The 16,182-nt window shown below is 70.6% G+C and carries 15 protein-coding genes; all 15 read right to left on the bottom strand.

Annotated features, from left to right (window positions below; genetic code table 11):
• Positions 1–20 precede the first annotated feature (20 nt).
• The 15 genes from AXZ95_RS18185 to AXZ95_RS18115 all read right to left on the bottom strand — a co-directional run bounded on the left by AXZ95_RS18185 (position 21) and on the right by AXZ95_RS18115 (position 16,180).
• Positions 21–941, bottom strand: a complete 921-nt coding sequence (locus tag AXZ95_RS18185) for an RluA family pseudouridine synthase (RefSeq protein ID WP_018191356.1) — start codon at positions 939–941, stop codon at positions 21–23.
• Complete coding sequence (lspA, locus tag AXZ95_RS18180; protein ID WP_018191357.1) at positions 942–1,553, bottom strand: signal peptidase II; 612 nt, start codon at positions 1,551–1,553, stop codon at positions 942–944.
• A 31-nt stretch (positions 1,554–1,584) separates the two neighbouring features.
• Positions 1,585–2,421, bottom strand: a complete 837-nt coding sequence (locus AXZ95_RS19850; protein ID WP_018191358.1) for a DivIVA domain-containing protein — start codon at positions 2,419–2,421, stop codon at positions 1,585–1,587.
• Positions 2,422–2,569: 148 nt separating this feature from the next.
• Positions 2,570–2,866 carry a YggT family protein gene (locus AXZ95_RS18170; protein WP_018191359.1) on the bottom strand — a complete coding sequence of 99 codons (297 nt, stop codon included), beginning with the start codon at positions 2,864–2,866 and terminating at the stop codon, positions 2,570–2,572.
• 102 nt (positions 2,867–2,968) lie between these two features.
• Entirely contained in the window at positions 2,969–3,496 is a 528-nt protein-coding gene (gene sepF, locus AXZ95_RS18165) for a cell division protein SepF (protein WP_018191360.1), read from the bottom strand.
• A gap of 64 nt (positions 3,497–3,560) precedes the next feature.
• Positions 3,561–4,274, bottom strand: a complete 714-nt coding sequence (locus AXZ95_RS18160; RefSeq protein WP_026307207.1) for a YggS family pyridoxal phosphate-dependent enzyme — start codon at positions 4,272–4,274, stop codon at positions 3,561–3,563.
• The gene (ftsZ, locus tag AXZ95_RS18155) at positions 4,240–5,421 is read right to left on the bottom strand and encodes a cell division protein FtsZ (RefSeq protein ID WP_018191362.1); all 1,182 of its coding nucleotides are present in this window, start codon (positions 5,419–5,421) and stop codon (positions 4,240–4,242) included. Before ftsZ ends, AXZ95_RS18160 begins: the two co-directional genes overlap by 35 nt.
• 142 nt (positions 5,422–5,563) lie before the next feature.
• Positions 5,564–6,586, bottom strand: coding sequence for an FtsQ-type POTRA domain-containing protein (locus AXZ95_RS18150; RefSeq protein ID WP_018191363.1), 1,023 nt, complete (start codon positions 6,584–6,586; stop codon positions 5,564–5,566).
• 11 nt (positions 6,587–6,597) lie between these two features.
• Positions 6,598–8,025, bottom strand: a complete 1,428-nt coding sequence (murC, locus tag AXZ95_RS18145) for a UDP-N-acetylmuramate--L-alanine ligase (RefSeq protein ID WP_018191364.1) — start codon at positions 8,023–8,025, stop codon at positions 6,598–6,600.
• Positions 8,026–8,187: 162 nt separating this feature from the next.
• Positions 8,188–9,255 carry a UDP-N-acetylglucosamine--N-acetylmuramyl-(pentapeptide) pyrophosphoryl-undecaprenol N-acetylglucosamine transferase gene (locus AXZ95_RS18140; RefSeq protein WP_018191365.1) on the bottom strand — a complete coding sequence of 356 codons (1,068 nt, stop codon included), beginning with the start codon at positions 9,253–9,255 and terminating at the stop codon, positions 8,188–8,190.
• Positions 9,252–10,544: a putative lipid II flippase FtsW gene (gene ftsW / locus AXZ95_RS18135; protein ID WP_018191366.1), complete on the bottom strand. Its 1,293-nt coding sequence runs from the start codon at positions 10,542–10,544 to the stop codon at positions 9,252–9,254. The genes AXZ95_RS18140 and ftsW overlap by 4 nt, the downstream gene beginning before the upstream one ends.
• Positions 10,507–12,087: a UDP-N-acetylmuramoyl-L-alanine--D-glutamate ligase gene (murD, locus tag AXZ95_RS18130; protein ID WP_018191367.1), complete on the bottom strand. Its 1,581-nt coding sequence runs from the start codon at positions 12,085–12,087 to the stop codon at positions 10,507–10,509. Before murD ends, ftsW begins: the two co-directional genes overlap by 38 nt.
• Positions 12,084–13,199: a phospho-N-acetylmuramoyl-pentapeptide-transferase gene (gene mraY, locus AXZ95_RS18125; RefSeq protein ID WP_018191368.1), complete on the bottom strand. Its 1,116-nt coding sequence runs from the start codon at positions 13,197–13,199 to the stop codon at positions 12,084–12,086. Before mraY ends, murD begins: the two co-directional genes overlap by 4 nt.
• On the bottom strand, positions 13,196–14,635 hold the full coding sequence (murF, locus tag AXZ95_RS18120; protein ID WP_018191369.1) for a UDP-N-acetylmuramoyl-tripeptide--D-alanyl-D-alanine ligase: 1,440 nt from the start codon (positions 14,633–14,635) through the stop codon (positions 13,196–13,198). The genes mraY and murF overlap by 4 nt, the downstream gene beginning before the upstream one ends.
• The gene (locus AXZ95_RS18115; RefSeq protein ID WP_018191370.1) at positions 14,636–16,180 is read right to left on the bottom strand and encodes a UDP-N-acetylmuramoyl-L-alanyl-D-glutamate--2,6-diaminopimelate ligase; all 1,545 of its coding nucleotides are present in this window, start codon (positions 16,178–16,180) and stop codon (positions 14,636–14,638) included.
• Between the last annotated feature and the right edge of the window lie 2 nt (positions 16,181–16,182).

Below are 16,182 nucleotides of genomic sequence, written 5' to 3'. Positions count from 1 at the left end.
GCCGTCCTCCGACGTCGGCCCTACGACTCTCGGAGGACGTCCAGAGCGTGCTGCAGGTCGGCGGGATACGTCGTCGTGAAGGTGACCCACTCCCCCGTCGCCGGGTGGTCGAACGAGAGCTGGACGGCGTGCAGCCACTGCCGGGTGAGGCCGAGCTTCGCGCTGAGGACGGGGTCGGCGCCGTACATCGCATCCCCCACACACGGGTGCCGCTGAGCGGCCATGTGGACGCGGATCTGGTGCGTGCGCCCGGTCTCCAGGTGGATCTCCAGCAGGCTGGCGGAGGGGAACGCCTCGATGGTCTCGTAGTGCGTCACGGACGGCTTGCCGCCGGCGACGACCGCGAACTTCCAGTCGGAGCGGGGATGCCGGCCGATCGGGGCGTCGATGGTGCCGGCCAGCGGGTCGGGGTGCCCCTGGACGACCGCGTGGTAGATCTTCTCGACCGTGCGGTCGTGGAAGGCGCGCTTGAGCACCGTGTACGCGCGCTCCGACTTGGCGACGACCATGAGCCCGCTGGTGCCCGCGTCGAGCCGGTGGACGATGCCCGCGCGCTCGGCGGCGCCGGAGGTGGAGATGCGGAAACCCGCGGCGGCCAGGGCACCGAGCACGGTCGGGCCCTCCCAGCCGACGGAGGGATGCGCAGCGACGCCGACGGGCTTGTCGATGACCACGATGTCGTCGTCGTCATGGACGATCGTCAGCTCGGGGACCGCGATCGGCACGATCTCGACGTCGGACTTCGGCTGCCACGAGACCTCGAGCCAGGAGCCCGCGGAGAGGCGGTCGGACTTGCCCGCCTCGCGGCCGTCGACGGTGACCCCGCCGGCTTCGGCGATCTCGGCGGCGAAGCTGCGCGAGAACCCGAGGAGCTTGGCGAGGCCCGCATCGACCCGCGAGCCCTCCAGGCCGTCCGGGACGGGGAAGCTGCGCGACTCCATCTAGGCCTGCGGTTTGTCGTCGTGCGGTTCGGGCGCGGGACGAGCGGTGTCAACGGCCGCTGCATCCGCGGCGGCGGCGTCCGAGTCCACCTCGGCGTCCACGTCGTCCGCATCCGCCTCACCCTCATCCTCGTCCTCGTCGCGCGCGTGCCGGCCGTCGAGGCCGACCCCGCGGAGGGTGAGGATGAGGAAGAGCGCCATGCTCGACACGATGGCGACGTCCGCCAGGTTGAAGATCGCCGGCAGCAGCGGGATCTGAAGGAAGTCGACCACGTGGCCGACCCCGAAGCCCGGCTCGCGGAACAGCCGGTCGGTCAGGTTGCCGAGCAGACCGCCCAGCAGAAGGCCGAACAGCACGGCCCAGGCGGTGGAGCGGATGCGCGGGGCGTACCAGATCACGAAGCCCAGGACGCCGACCCCGACGATGGAGAAGATCCACGTCGAGCCGCTGCCGATGGAGAAGGCCGCGCCGGCGTTCTTGACGAAATGGAACTGGAGCAGCTGCCCCAGGACCTCGATCTGCTGGCCCTCGTACAGGTTCGAGACGACCAGGACCTTGGCGATCTGATCGACGAGGTACACGCACAGCGCGACCACCGCCAGGACCGCCAAGGCCCTGATGCTGACCTTGGACCGGGAGGGACTAGCCTCCAAAGCCGGGGAACGCCGGGGGCTGCTGCCCCTGGCCGGAGTCGTCGGAGCCGCCCGCGGGGACCGGCGCCGGGACGGAGCCGCTCACGGGTGCCGCGGAACGGCTGCCGGACGCACCGCCGGGCTGGGCTCCGCCGCCCTGCACCGGAGCGTCGAGGTCGCGGAGCTGGCCCTCGATGTAGCTCTTGAGGCCCTTGCGGTAGTCGCGCTCGAACGTGCGCAGCTCGTCGATGCGGCGCTCGAGGCCGCTGCGCTCCTGGTCGAGGGCGCTGATCCGCGCGCGCTGCTTCGACTCGGCCTCTGCGACGATCCGGGCTGCCGTCGCGTGACCCTCGGCGATGAGCTGGTCGCGCTTCTCGACGCCCTCGCGCACGTGCTCCTCGTGGAGACGGCGGGCGAGCTGGAGCAGGTTGTTGGTGGCGTTGGGGTCGTTCGCGTCGTCCGCGGGCGCCTGGTAGGCCGGAGCGGCCTGCGCCTGCTGCTCAGCCTGCTGCTTCGCCTGCGCGGCCTCCTGCTGGGCCTGGGCGAGGCGCTGCTTGAGCTCCTCGTTCTCGCGCTGGAGGCGCTCGGTCTCGGCGTTGTCAGCCGCCTGCGGCGCTGCGGCGGCGACCGGGGCGGCACCGCCCTGACCGCCGCTGCGCTGCAGCTCGGCGATCCGCGAGTCGGCCGCCACGAGGCGCTGCTTGAGCTCTTCGTTCTCCTGGTTCAGGCGACGCAGCTCGACGACGACCTCATCGAGGAAGTCGTCGACCTCGTCCTGGTCGTAGCCCTCGCGGAACTTCGTCGGCTGGAACCGCTTGTTGACTACATCTTCCGGAGTCAGCGCCATGGCAAGCCACCTTAGATCGTGAAATTGGAACAGAAACGCGTTCAGCCAACGCTAGCAAAGCGGGCGGGAGTCGCGCACTCCAGCGCCTGTCCGGCGCGTCGGCTCGTCAACGATACAACGGGCCTTCCCCCGAACAGCGGACCGACGCTCAGCGGAATCCCAGGGTCACGTACAAGCCGATGATCACCACGAGCATGGTGAGGCTCCAGCCGAAGTCGATCGCCACCGGGCCCATCGAGACGCGCGGGATGATCCGACGGAAGAAGCGGATGGGCGGATCGGTCACCACGTACGTCGACTCGGCGAGCACGAGCCCGAAGCCCCGCGGGCGCCACTGGCGCGCGAAGACGCGCACCAGATCGAGCACGAACCGGGCCCACAGAACGAAGAAGTAGAGCAGCAACGCATAGTAGAGGACGGTCGCGATGAGGGAGACGACAAACACCTTCCCAGTATGGACGAAAGCGCACCGCGTCCCCTGAGCGTCCGCAATGGACGACGAGGGAGGCGGTGCGCTTCGAGCGTCGACGGGCCGGAGCCCGCAGGTTCAGGCCTGGGCGAAGAAGGAGGCGTCGACCTCGGCGTCCTGGCCGCCGTGCTCGCCCGAGACGACGACGTGGCTGGGCGACAGCAGGAACACCTTCGGGGTGACCCGCTCGATCTTGCCGTAGAGGCCCTGCGAGAGGCCGCTGGCGAAGTCGATGAGGCGGCGGGCGTCGCCCTCGCTCATCTGCGAGAGGTTGATGATGACCGGGATGCCCTCCCGGAACGACTCGGCGATCGCCTGGGCGTCGCGGTACTGGCGGGGGTGGACCGTGAGGATCTCGTTCATTTCCTGTACCGATGCATTCCGTGCGGTGGACGACTTGCGCAGCGGCGTGACCGGAGCGCGACCGGCCGCGGGAGCGACCGGAGCGGGGTGGGGGACGGCCTGGACCGGCGACGGGGCCGGGGTGTGGACCGGTGCTTCGCGGCGCGGCTGGTGATGAGCCTGCTCCTGCGGCTGCTCCTCGAACTCCAGTTCCTCGTCGGCGAGGCCCAGGTAGACCATCGTCTTCTTCAGCGGGTTGGCCATGGTTCCTCCGTACAGACCTGCGCGTCGACGCCTCGCCACGCACTTCGAACTCTTCGTTTCGAGATTAACGAAGCTCCGGCCGATTCCCGGTAATGGCGGTCCCGATCCGAAGGTGTGTCGCGCCGGCCGCGATGGCTTCGCGGTAGTCCTGCGACATCCCCGCGGAGATCGACGCGGCCTCCGGCGCGAGGGTGCGGACGCGGTCGGAGGCGGCACGGACCCGCTCGAAGGCGCTGGCCGGCGTCTCGCCGAGCGGGGCGACGGCCATGACCCCGAGCAGGTTGAGCCCGGGCGCGGCGAGCACATGCTCCACCAGCGGTTCGAGGTCGCGGTCGGCGACACCGCCGCGCGCGGGGTCGTCGGTGAGGTTCAGCTGGACGAACACGTCCACATCCGGGTCGCCTTCGCCCTCGCGCGCGGCGAGGGCGTCGACGAGCGAGAACCGGTCGACCGAGTGGATGACGGACGCGTAGCGCCGCGCCTGCCGCGCCTTCTTGCTCTGCAGCTGGCCGACGAAATGCCACGTGAGGTCGAGGTCGGCGAGTTCCGCCGCCTTCTCCTGCGCCTCCTGGTGGCGGTTCTCCCCCACGTCGTGCACGCCGAGGGCCGCCAGCTCGCGGACGAGCGAGGCCGGGTGGAACTTGGTCACCACGATCGTCGTCAGCTCGTCGGGCAAACGGCCGGCGGCCCGGGCGGCGTCGGCGACGCCCTCCCGGACCGCGGCGAGCCGCTCGGCCAGCGGACTACTTGAGGAAGTCGGGGATGTCGAGGTCGTCATTCTCGTCGTCGAACGCCGGGTCCTTCTGCTGAGCGGCCTCGGTGACCGGGCTCTCGCCGGTCTGCCAGGCGTCGGTCGTCACGGGCGCGGGGATCTCGCCTGCCTCGACCTCGGCGGAGGAGGCCACCTGGGACTCCTCGGAGCCGGCCTCGATGTAGCTGGCGCGGCGCGCATCCACCGCCGCGGGCCGCGTGCTCGGCTCGCCGCCGTCGAATCCGGCCGCGATCACGGTCACGCGCACCTCGTCGCCGAGGGTGTCGTCGATGACCGCACCGAAGATGATGTTCGCCTCCGGGTGCACCGCCTCCTGCACCAGGCGGGCGGCGTCGTTGATCTCGAAGATGCCGAGGTTCGATCCACCCTGGATAGAGAGCAGGACGCCGTGGGCGCCGTCGATGGACGCCTCCAGCAGCGGGGAGGCCACGGCCAGCTCCGCCGCCTTGATCGCCCGGTCGGCGCCACGGGAGGAGCCGATGCCCATGAGGGCGGAGCCGGCTCCCTGCATGACCGACTTGACGTCGGCGAAGTCGAGGTTGATGAGGCCGGGGGTCGTGATGAGGTCGGTGATGCCCTGGACACCGGCGAGGAGCACCTGGTCGGCGGTGGAGAACGCCTCCAGCATGCTGATGCCGCGGTCGCTGATCTCCAGCAGCCGGTCGTTCGGCACCACGATGAGGGTGTCGACCTCTTCCTTCAGGCGCTGCACGCCGGCCTCGGCCTGCTGCTGGCGGCGCTTGCCCTCGAAGGAGAACGGCTTGGTGACGACACCGATGGTCAGTGCGCCGATCGACTTCGCGATGCGCGCGACGACGGGTGCGCCACCGGTTCCGGTGCCGCCGCCCTCACCTGCGGTGACGAAGACCATGTCGGCGCCCGCGAGGGCCTCCTCGATCTCCTCCGCGTGGTCCTCGGCGGCGCGACGGCCGACCTCGGGGTCCGCTCCGGCGCCGAGGCCGCGCGTGATCTCACGGCCGACGTCGAGCTTCACGTCGGCGTCGCTCATCAGCAGCGCCTGGGCGTCCGTGTTGATGGCGATGAACTCGACGCCGCGGAGGCCGAGCTCGATCATGCGGTTGACGGCGTTGACGCCGCCTCCGCCGATGCCGACGACCTTGATCACGGCGAGGTAGTTCTGTTGTGCTGTCACGTCGGGCCTCCACTGGAACCTTCAACCTCTAGCTGAGGCTTAAAGTCTTGCTGAGTATGCAATTCTCGATCCGACGTTAGGTGGGCCGGGCCGCCGCCCCGGTATCCAGTCAGGCGTGTCGGAAAAGTCGTGCCCAACCCGGTCATCCCGTCGTCACGCTGTGGGGCGAGGAGACGTCATACCGCGACGAACCTGGCGCGCTCTTCAGCAGCGCGCCCAGGTCTGCCGCCTTGAGCGACGAGTCCTCTGCACTCCCCCACACCACGGTCGCACCGTTGCCCCGCAGAGTGAAGCTCACGTCGTCCTTCGTCTTGGCCGCGATGGTGTCGACCTGCGCCAGCACGTCCGCCGGGAGGGCGCTCAGGACGCTGGCCGCCGCCGCGAAGCCGGAGTCGGCATCCACGTCGGCCGCCCCGCCGCTCGCCGCGATCAGGGGGTAGCCGTCCGGCCGCTTCTCGCTGCTCGAGATCGGCACCTTCGCGGCATCCACCAGCGTGTAGGCGGCCCCCTGCTGGATGACTCCCACCGGCTGCCGCTCCACCACGCGCACGATGATCGAGTCGGGCGGGTGGCTCTCCACCGTGTAGCTGCGGATGAGCGGGAACGCGGCCAGGTCGCTCGAGATGCCGGCCTGGTCGAGCAGCGGCAGCGGGGTGCCCAGCTGATCCGACAGCTTCTTCTCGACGGCCTTCGCATCCAGCCGGGAGGTGCCGGTCACCTGGATGTGCTTCAACGCGAGCAGCGGCGAGTACGCGATGAGCGCGACGGAGAGCACGAGCCCCGCCACGACGGCGCCCGCGGCCAGCCACGCGATGCGGCGGCGGCGCGACCGCTTGGTGAAGCGGCGCACCTCGCCCCGTTCGAGCCGCTTGCGCTCCCGGCGAGCCGCCCGCAGTGCCTTGTCGATCTCCCGGTTCGTGGGGAGCCGCGAGTACGGCGAGGTGTCCGTCGGCCGGTCGGCGCGGGCGGGACGCGTGGGTTCGGCGTCAACGGGCTGCGCGGCCGACGGATCGGCGATCACCGGGATGGGCTCGGTCACCGTGCCGACGCCGCGCGCGGGCGCGGACTCCCGCCGCTGCTCGTCGCGCGCCTCCGGCTCCTGCCGGAGTGGCGCGGGCGCGGACGCCGGCACCTCCTGCCGGTCGAAACCCTGGGGACGCTTCACCGAGCGGCCCGCTAAGCGCTGGGCGCGTCCGGGTGCTCCCGGCGCAGCGAGTCGAGCAGCTGGGGCACGATGCGGTACACATCGCCGCAGCCGAGGGTGATCACGAAGTCGCCCTCCCGGGCGATCTGAGCGGTGTGGTCGGCGGCCTGCTGCCAGTCGGCGATGAAGGCCACCCGCTCGGGATGCTCGAAGCGGTCGGCGACGAGCGCTCCGGTCACTCCGGGCTCCGGGTCTTCGCGCGCTCCGTACACGTCGAGCACGACGGTCTCGTCGGCGTAGCGCTCGAGCGTCTCGGCGAACTCCTGCGCGAACAGACGCGTCCGGCTGTACAGGTGCGGCTGGTGGACGGCGATGATGCGTCCGTCTCCGACGACCGTGCGGGCGGCGGAGAGCGCGGCGGCGACCTCGGTCGGGTGGTGCGCGTAGTCGTCGTAGACGCTGACGCCTCCCACCGTGCCGTGCAGCTCGAAGCGGCGCTCGGTGCCGCCGAACTCGGCGATGGCGGCGAGGGATGCGGCCGGGTCGAATCCGAGGCCGGTCAGCACGGCGAAGGCGCCGCCGGCGTTGATGGCGTTGTGCCGCCCGGGCACGCGCAGCCGCGCGGAGTAGTCCTCGCCCTGGTAGCGCAGGGTGAACGAGACGGGTCCGTGGGTCACGATGGAGTGGACGCGGACGTCAGCGTCCTCCGCCTCGCCGAACGTGACGATCCGCTTGTCGGGCGCCTGCTCGCGCAGCCGGCCGGTCACGTGCACGGCGCCCGCGTCGTCGGACGAGACCACGACGAACTCGTCCGCCTCGCGGGCGAACGACACGAAGGCGTCCTCGAACGCCTCCAGCGAGCCGTAGTGGTCGAGGTGGTCGGGGTCGACGTTGGTGATGAGGGCGACGGCCGTGTCGTAGAGCAGGAACGAGCCGTCCGACTCGTCCGCCTCGACGACGAACAGCTCGCCGGTGCCGGTCTTCGAGCTCGTGCCGAGGGAGGCGATGACGCCGCCGTTCACGAAGCTCGGGTCTTCGCCGAGGCCCAGCAGGCCGGTGATGATCATGCCGGTGGAGGTCGTCTTGCCGTGCGCGCCGGCCACGGCGACCAGGCGCGAGCGGTTGATCAGCCAGGCGAGGGCCTGCGACCGGTGCAGAACCGGGAGTCCCTTGGACAGCGCAAGCTGGTACTCCGGGTTGTCCTGCCAGAGGGCGCCGGTGACGACCAGCGTGTCGGCGTCGCCGACGTTGGCGGCGTCGTGGCCGATGGCGATCGTCGCGCCGAGGTTCCGCAGGGTGTCGATGTTCGCGGAGTGCCGCACATCCGATCCGGTCACGGTGTAGCCGGCCTCGAGGAACAGGCGGGCGATGCCGCTCATCCCGGAACCGCCGATGCCGACGAAGTGGAGCTTTCCGAGCTCCTCCGGGAGGGCGAGGGTCAGGTCGGGCTTGATCGTCACAGGTACAGCTTTCGGTTACGCGAGAGGGACTCCATCCAGTATGAGGCTACGCGGCGACCCTGCGGATCGGCCCGAGGCTCACCGGCGGTTGGTGGAGCGTCCGTGGGTCGCAACACGCCGTTATGCGCACGCCGTAACGGCGTGTTGCGACCCACGGACGTGTCAGAGGGCCGAGCGGATGAGGGCGACCATGCGGTCGGAGCCGTCACGGACCCCGACCGACGCGGCCCGGCGCGCCATCTCGGCCACGCGGGCACGGTCGGACAGCAGCGGAAGCAGCTCGCCGTCCACCCAGTCCGGAGTGAAGGCGGCGTCGTCGACGAGCACGCCGCCTCCCGCCTCGACGACGCCGGCCGCGTTGAACCGCTGCTCGCCGTTGCCGATCGGGAAGGGGACGTACACCGCCGGGATGCCCAGCGCGGCGAACTCGCACACCGTCGCGGCGCCCGCGCGGGCGACGGCGACGTCGGTCAGGGCGAAGGCGAGATCCATGCGGTCGCAGTAGTCGAGCAGCCGGTAGTGATCGATGCCCGGGTCGGTCAGCTCGCCGCGGCCGCCCTGGATGTGCAGCACCTGCCAGCCGGCAGCCGTCAGCTCGGCGGCGCGTGCGAAAACGGTCTGGTTGATCCGGCGCGCGCCGAGCGAGCCGCCTGTGACGAGCAGCGTCGGGCGTTCGGGGTCGAGCCCGAACTCGGCCGCGGCCTGTGGGCGGACGGCGGCCGCATCCAGCTGCTCGATCTCCACCCGCAGCGGCATCCCGACGAAGGTGGGATGCGGCAGCGGCGTGCCCTCGAACGCCACGCCGACCCACGGCGTGTACCGGGCACCGAGCCGGTTCGCGAGGCCCGGCCGCGCGTTCGCCTCGTGCAGGACGAGCGGGACGCCCTCGCGCCGGGCCGCCGAGTAGGCCGGGGCCGCGGCGTAGCCGCCGAAGCCGACGACGGCGTCGATCCCGCGGTCGCGGATCAGGGCGCGGACGGTCGAGATGGTGCGCCGGTACTCGCCAGGGAAGCGCAGCGCGGCCGCGTTCGGGCGGCGCGGGAACGGGAGCTTCGGGATGGTCGCGAGCTCGTAGCCCCGCTGCGGGACCAGGCGCGCCTCGAGGCCCTCCTTCGTCCCGAGCACCAGCACCTCGGCATCCGGCTGGTCACGGCGCAGACGGTCGGCGACGGCGAGCAGGGGGTTCACATGGCCGGCGGTGCCCCCGCCGGCGAGAAGGTACCGCGTCATGCCCGCGGACCCGCCGAACCGGTCTCGGAGGCGGCCTGGGAGTCACGGTGCGACTGTCGGGCGAACGACAGCACGATTCCGATGGCGATCATGGAACTGATCATCGCAGTCCCTCCCGCAGAGATCAGTGGGAGCGGGACGCCCAGCACCGGGATCACCCCCAGCACCACGGCGATGTTGACGAACGCCTGGCCGATCAGCCACACCATGATGGCGGCCGTCGTCACCCGCGCGAACGGGTCGGTCGACGCGTGGATGATGCGCAGGAAGACGACAGCGAGCATCACGAAGAGCAGGAGCACGACGACCGCGCCGATGAGGCCGAGCTCCTCGCCGATGATCGCGAAGATGAAGTCGGTGTCGGCGGCGGGCAGCCACGACCACTTGGAGTGCGAGTTGCCGAGCCCGACCCCGAAGACGCCCCCGGAGGCGAGCGCGTAGAAGCCGTTCTTGATCTGCCAGTCCACGTCCGGGTTCGCGACGCTCGTCCCGCCGAAGTAGGCGGCGATGCGGCCGACACGGCTGGCGCTCGACAGCGCGACCATGACAGCGAGCGCGCCGACGGCGACGACACCGGTGAGGAGGTAGCGGAGACGCACGCCTGCGAAGTACAGGGCGCCGAGGATGAGCGCCGCCATGATCATGGTCGTGCCCAGGTCGCCGCCGAGCAGCACGAGCGCCACCGCGCCACCCGCGATGGGGACGACGGGGACGGCGACGTGCTTCCACTGGTCGAGCACATCCCGCTTGCGCGCAAGGACGACGCCCAGCCAGACGACGAGCGCGAGCTTGATCGCCTCCGACGGCTGGGCCGTGACCGAGCCGATGCGCAGCCAGTTGCGGTTGCCGCCGATCTCGACGCCGAGCGGGGTGAGCAGCACGAGCAGCTGCAGGAAGCAGGCGGCGCCGAGGAAGAACCAGATCGTCTTCTTCCAGAACCCGCGTGGGATGCGCGAGACGAGGAACATCAGCGGCAGGCCGACCAGCGTGTACGCGCCCTGCGACCAGAAGCGGGAGAAGAAGTTGTCGTCGTCGTTGTGCGCCTCCACCGAGGAGGAGGACAGCACCATGACGAGGCCGAACACGACCATGAACAGCGTGATGCCGAGCAGGAGGAAGTAGTTGGCCGATTCGGACGTCATCCCCCGACCCAGCTGGATGCGGGTGGTCAGCGCGCCGATGCGCGCGGCGGCGCTGGGGCGGGACGCGGCCGACGGAGCAGCGCTCTGCTGAGACCGGGCGCTCGGACGCTCAGTCCTGCGCGTCGGGACGCGGGGCGGACTCGTCATCCGCCTCACCTCCCAAATACTCGTTCACGGCCGACTGGAAGCGGCGGCCTCGTTCTGCGTAGTCGGCGAACTGGTCCATCGATGCCGCCGCCGGAGCGAGCAGCACGGTGTCTCCTTCGTGCGCGAGACCACCGGCCAGCCGAACCGCCGTCGGCATGACCTCATCAGTCTCGTCGGCGACGACCTCCAGCACCGGAAGGTCCGGCGCGTGTCGCCGGAATGCGGCGAGGAGCGCCTCCCGGTCGACGCCGATGAGCACAGCGCCGCGGAGGCGGCCGACATGTCGGCCGACCAGCGCATCCACGTCGACACCCTTGAGCAGGCCGCCGACCAGCCACACCACGGAGGGGTAGGCGCGGAGGGATGCGTCGGCCGCATGTGGGTTCGTGGCCTTCGAGTCGTCCACCCAGTTCACGCCGGCCTGGACGCGCACCAGCTCGATACGGTGGGCGTCGAGCCGGAAGGCCGTGAGAACGTCGCGGATGACCTGTGGGGCGACACCGTACGACCGCGCGAGCGCGCTGGCGGCGAGGATGTTCGCGACGACGTGCGGCGCCGAGAGCCCGGCCTCCTGCAGCTCGTCGAGAGTGGTCAGCTCGAGCGCCGCGTTCGCTCGGTCGTCGAGGAAGGCGCGGTCGCAGAGTATGCCGTCCACGATCCCGAAGTCGCTCGGGCCGGGCACGCCGAGGCCGAAGCCGATGGCGCGTGCGCCCTCGGTGACCTCCGCCTCCTCCACCATGTGCAGGGTGTTCTCGTCGGCCTTGTTGTAGACGCAGGCGACGCGGGTGTTGTCGTACACCTTCGCTTTGGCGGCGATGTACGCCTCGAGCGAGCCGTGCCAGTCGAGGTGGTCGTCGGCGATGTTGAGGCACGCCGCCGAGAACGGCGACAGCTCGCCGCCGACGTTCCGGTTGACCCAGTGCAGCTGGTAGCTGGAGAGCTCGACCACGAGGACATCGAATCCCTCGGGATCGCGGATGGCGTCGAGGACGGGGACGCCGATGTTGCCGCACGGTGCGACGCGGTTGCCTCCGGCGAGGATCATCGTCGCGGTGAGCTGCACGGTGGTCGTCTTGCCGTTGGTGCCGGTGACGCAGATCCAGTCGGCGGGGCCTTCGGCGCCATCGGGACGGGGGACCTTGTCGCGCAGACGCCAGGCGAGCTCGATGTCGCCCCACACGGCCGTGCCGCGCTGCTCCGCCCAGAGCAGGAGGGGGTGATCCCAGTGGAAGCCCGGCGACGCGATGACCAGTTCAGGGTCGAACGCGACGAGACGCTCCGGCGGCGCGGTGAGGTCGGGCTCCTCGAGGAGCTCGGCGCCGATGACCTCCAGCAGCATCCGCCGCTCGTCGTCGGCCTTCGCCGCGACGACCAGCACGTCGGCTCCCAGCTCGACGAGGGTGTCCGCGACCGAGAAGCCGGTGACGCCCAGGCCGTACACGGCGACCCGCAGGCCGCTCCAGTCGTGGTGCCAGCTGGTCAGAGCGGCCAGACGCTCCGCCAGGGCGTCGCCCGCGCGGGCGGTGTCGTCGGAATCGGTCACGTCGCCAGCCACTCCAGGTAGAAGGACCCGACGCCGGCGGCGACGAGGAGTCCGCCGATGATCCAGAACCGTACGACGACCGTCACCTCCGCCCATCCCTTCAGCTCGAAGTGATGGTGGATGGGGCTCATCAGGAAGATGCGTTTGCCGTGCGTGAGCTTGAAGTACGCCCGCTGCACGATCACCGACCCGGCCTCGATCACGAAGATGCCGCCGATGAGGATGAGCAGCAGCTCCGTGCGGCTCAGGATGGCGAGGGCCGCGACCGCGCCGCCGAGCGCCAGCGAGCCGGTGTCGCCGAGGAAGATCTGCGCCGGTGAGGTGTTCCACCAGAGGAAGCCGACGACCGCGCCGACGATCGCCGTCGCGACGATCGCGAGGTCGAACGGATCGCGCACGTCGTAGCATTTCGCGACGTTCTCGGGGTTCAGGTTGATGCTCGCGCACGACTGGATCGACTGCCAGAACCCGATGATGATGTAGGCGCCGATCGCGAGGATGGACGCGCCGGAGGCGAGCCCGTCGAGACCGTCCGTGACGTTCACGCCGTTCGATGTCGCCGCGACCAGGAAGTTGATCCAGATCAGGTAGAGGCCGTAGCCGACGATCACCCCGATGGCGCCGTACCGGGTGATCTCGCCGAAGTCGATCGCCGGCAGGTCGCGGATGAAGGACACCGTCATCGTCGCAGGCGTATAGCCGTTGCCGTTCGGGAAGCGGATCGCGAGGAAGGCCCAGACGGTGGCGACGATGACCTGGCCGGCCACTTTGGCCCAGCCGGTGAGACCGAGGCTGCGCTCGCGCCGGGTCTTCAGGAAGTCGTCGATGAACCCGACGACGCCCAGGCCGACCATGAGGAACAGCACGAGGAGCGCCGAGACGCTCGTCTCGTCCCCCGTCAGCAGGAGGGCCGTGAAGTAGCCGAACAGGGTGCCGAGGATGACGACGATGCCGCCCATGGTCGCGGTGCCGCGCTTGGCGTGGTGGCTCTGCGGTCCGTCGTCGCGGATGAACTGTCCCCACTGCAGCCGGCGGAAGAGCCGGATGAAGAGCGGGGTCAGGAAGAGCGTGAACGCCATCGACAGCGCACCGGATGTCAGCAGGGCTCTCACGAGAACGATTCTCCCAGTCGGTCGCCCAGGAAGCGCAGTCCGGCCGAGTTGGAGGACTTCACGAGCACCGTGTCGCCGGGGCGCAGCGCGCCCCGGAGGTGCTCAAACGCGGCGTCCTGCGTGTCGAAGTACAGGGATTCGCCGTCCCAGGAGCCCTCGTTGATGGCGGAGATGTGCATCCGGCGCGCCGCCGGTCCGACGATCACGAGCTGGTCGATGCCGAGCCGGACGGCGAGCAGGCCGATGCGGTCGTGCTCCTCGCCGGAGAACTCCCCCAGCTCGCTCATCTCACCGAGGACGGCGATGGTGCGGCCGTCCGGTTCGGCGATCTGCGCCAGGGTCTTGATCGCTGCGGCCATCGAGTCCGGGCTCGCGTTATAGGCGTCGTTGATGACCGTCACGTCGCTGCCGCCCATGACCTCCATCCGCCAGCGCTCCGCCGTCTTCACGGTCTGGAGCGCGGACACGATGGTGTCGATGTCGACGTCGAGCACGTACGCGGAGGCGGCGGCGGCCAGGGCGTTCATGACGTGGTGCTCGCCGAGCACCTGGAACCGCACTGGGCGCGACTGCGCCCCGGAGCCACGACCGTCGGCCCCGTTCCGGGGCGGCAGGTGGAGCGTGAACGACGTGCCCCTCCGGTCGGAGACGACGTCGGTCGCGCGCACGTCGGCGCGCTCGTCCAGGCCGAACCAGAGCACGCGGGCGACGGTCTTGTCCGCCATCGTGGCGACGCGCGGATCGTCCATGTTCAGGACGGCGACGTCGGACTCCAGCAGGTCGGTGACCATCTCGGTCTTCGCCTGCAGGGTCTTCTCGATGCCGCCGAACTCGCCGGCGTGCGCGAGGCCGACCTTGAGGACGACTCCGACGTCCGGGCGCGCCATGCGCACCAGGCGGGCGATCTCGCCGATTCCGCTCGCGCCCATCTCGGCGACGAGGAACTGCGTCTCCTCGGTCACCTGGAGCATGGTCACGGGTGCGCCGACCTCGTTGTTGAACGACGCGCGCGGCGCGATCGTCGGTCCGACCTGTTCGAGCACGGCGCGGAGCAGGTTCTTGGTCGTGGTCTTGCCGTTGGACCCGGTGATGCCGACGATCTTGAGCAGTCCGAGCGCCCGGACCCGGGCGATGACCTCGGTGGCGAGGTCGCCGAGGGCGACCACGGTGTCCTCAACCAGCAGCTGCGGGACGGGCAGCTCGAGTGGATGGTCGACGACGACGAGCGCGGCGCCCGCCTCGACCGCCTGCGGGGCGAAGAGGTGGCCGTCGGTCACATCTCCCGGCTTCGCGAAGAAGATGCTGCCGGGGACGACCTCGCGCGAGTCGGTCGTGGACAGTCCGGAGACGACCGTCTCCGGGGAGACGTGGGTGCCGTCGAGCAGCAGGGTGCCGCGGGTGGCCTCGGCGATCTCGGCCAGGGTGAGGGCGATCATCTACAGCCACCCGGCCTCTCGCAGCGCGAGGCGCACGTCGTCGCGGGCCGAGTACGGCAGACGCTGGCCGGCGACCTCCTGGTAGTCCTCGTGGCCGGGACCGGCGTACAGGACCACGTCGCCCTCGTCGGCCAGGGACAGCGCGGTGCGGAACGCGGCGCGCGGGTCGGGCACCTCGTACAGCTCGAGGTCGGGGACGGCGCTACGCGCTCCGTCGAGGAGGGCGGCACGGATGCTCGCCGGGTCCTCCCAGCGCGGATGAAAGTCGGTGATGACCACGGCGTCCGACCCGCGGGCCGCGATGGCCCCCATGTCGGTGCGCTTCGTGGTGTCGCGGTCGCCGTCGGCGCCGAACACCATGACGATGCGGCCGTCGGTCACCTTGCGCAGTGCGCTCAGCGTCGAGAGGAACGCGTCGGGGCTGTGGCCGTAGTCGATGAAGACGACGGGGCCGCGATCGCCCGACAGCCGCTCCGCACGGCCTGGGATGTACGCGTCGATCCCGCCGTCGCGCTCCAGCGCCGCTCCGATCGCGTCGAGGTCGTACCCCGACTCGACCAGCATGACGATGGCGAGCGCCGCGTTCGCCGCGTTGTACGCGCCGAGCAGCGGGATGCTGGTCTCCAGCCGGCGGCCGTCCGGGCCTTCGAGGGCGAACGAGGTGCGGGTGAGCGTCTCCTCGAGCACGGTGAGCAGCCACTCGGAGTCGGCCCCGGGCGAGCTGGAGAGCGTGGCGACCGGGATGCGCGACTGCTCGACCAGGGCGCGGCCCCAGTCGGAGTCGACCGTGACGACGCCGCGTCGGGCGCGGTCGGGCTGGAAGAGCTCGAGCTTCGCGGCGAAGTAGTCGTCCATCGCGGCGTAGTCGTCGAGGTGGTCGTGACTGAGGTTGGTGAAGCCGACGACGTCGAACACGATCCCGTCGACGCGGTGGCGGGTCAGAGCCTGCGCCGACACCTCGATGGCGACGGCGCGGACGCCCTCCTCGCGCATCCGGGCGAGCAGCGCGTGCAGCTCGCTCGCCTCCGGCGTGGTCAGCTTGCTCGTGATCGCCGTGTCGCCGATGCGGCGCTCCGCCGTCGAGCTGAGGCCGGAGACGACTCCGAGCTGCCCGAGGATGGCGTTGAGCAGGTACACGACGCTGGTCTTGCCGTTGGTGCCGGTGACGCCGAACAGGGTCGCCGAGTTCTCGTCGGTGCGGTAGATCCAGGCGGAGACCGCACCGAGCGCGGCCCGGGGCTCCGGCGTGACGATGACCGGGAGGCCGGACTCGGCCGCGAGGGCCGCACCCTCCTCGTCGGTGAGCACGGCGACGGCTCCCGCCTCCGCCGCGGCGGTCGCGTACGTCGCGCCGTGTGCGTTGCGGCCGGGCACGCCGACATAGAGGTCACCGGGTTCGACGGCGGAGCTCGCGAGAGCCGCACCGGTCACCTCGACCCCGTCGAGGTCGCCGCGGCAATCCAGCCCGAACTCCGCTACCAGCTGGGCGAGCGGGCGGGCGACGGGATGCTCGGGGCGCAGTGAAGAGGGCGCCGGTCCTGTCACGT

Origin of the sequence: Leifsonia sp. 115AMFTsu3.1, from assembly GCF_004362795.1 — a bacterium.
Classification (GTDB): Bacteria; Actinomycetota; Actinomycetes; order Actinomycetales; family Microbacteriaceae; genus Leifsonia.
Note: the sequence above shows the minus strand (reverse complement) of the source record. Positions and strands in the feature narration are given on the sequence as shown.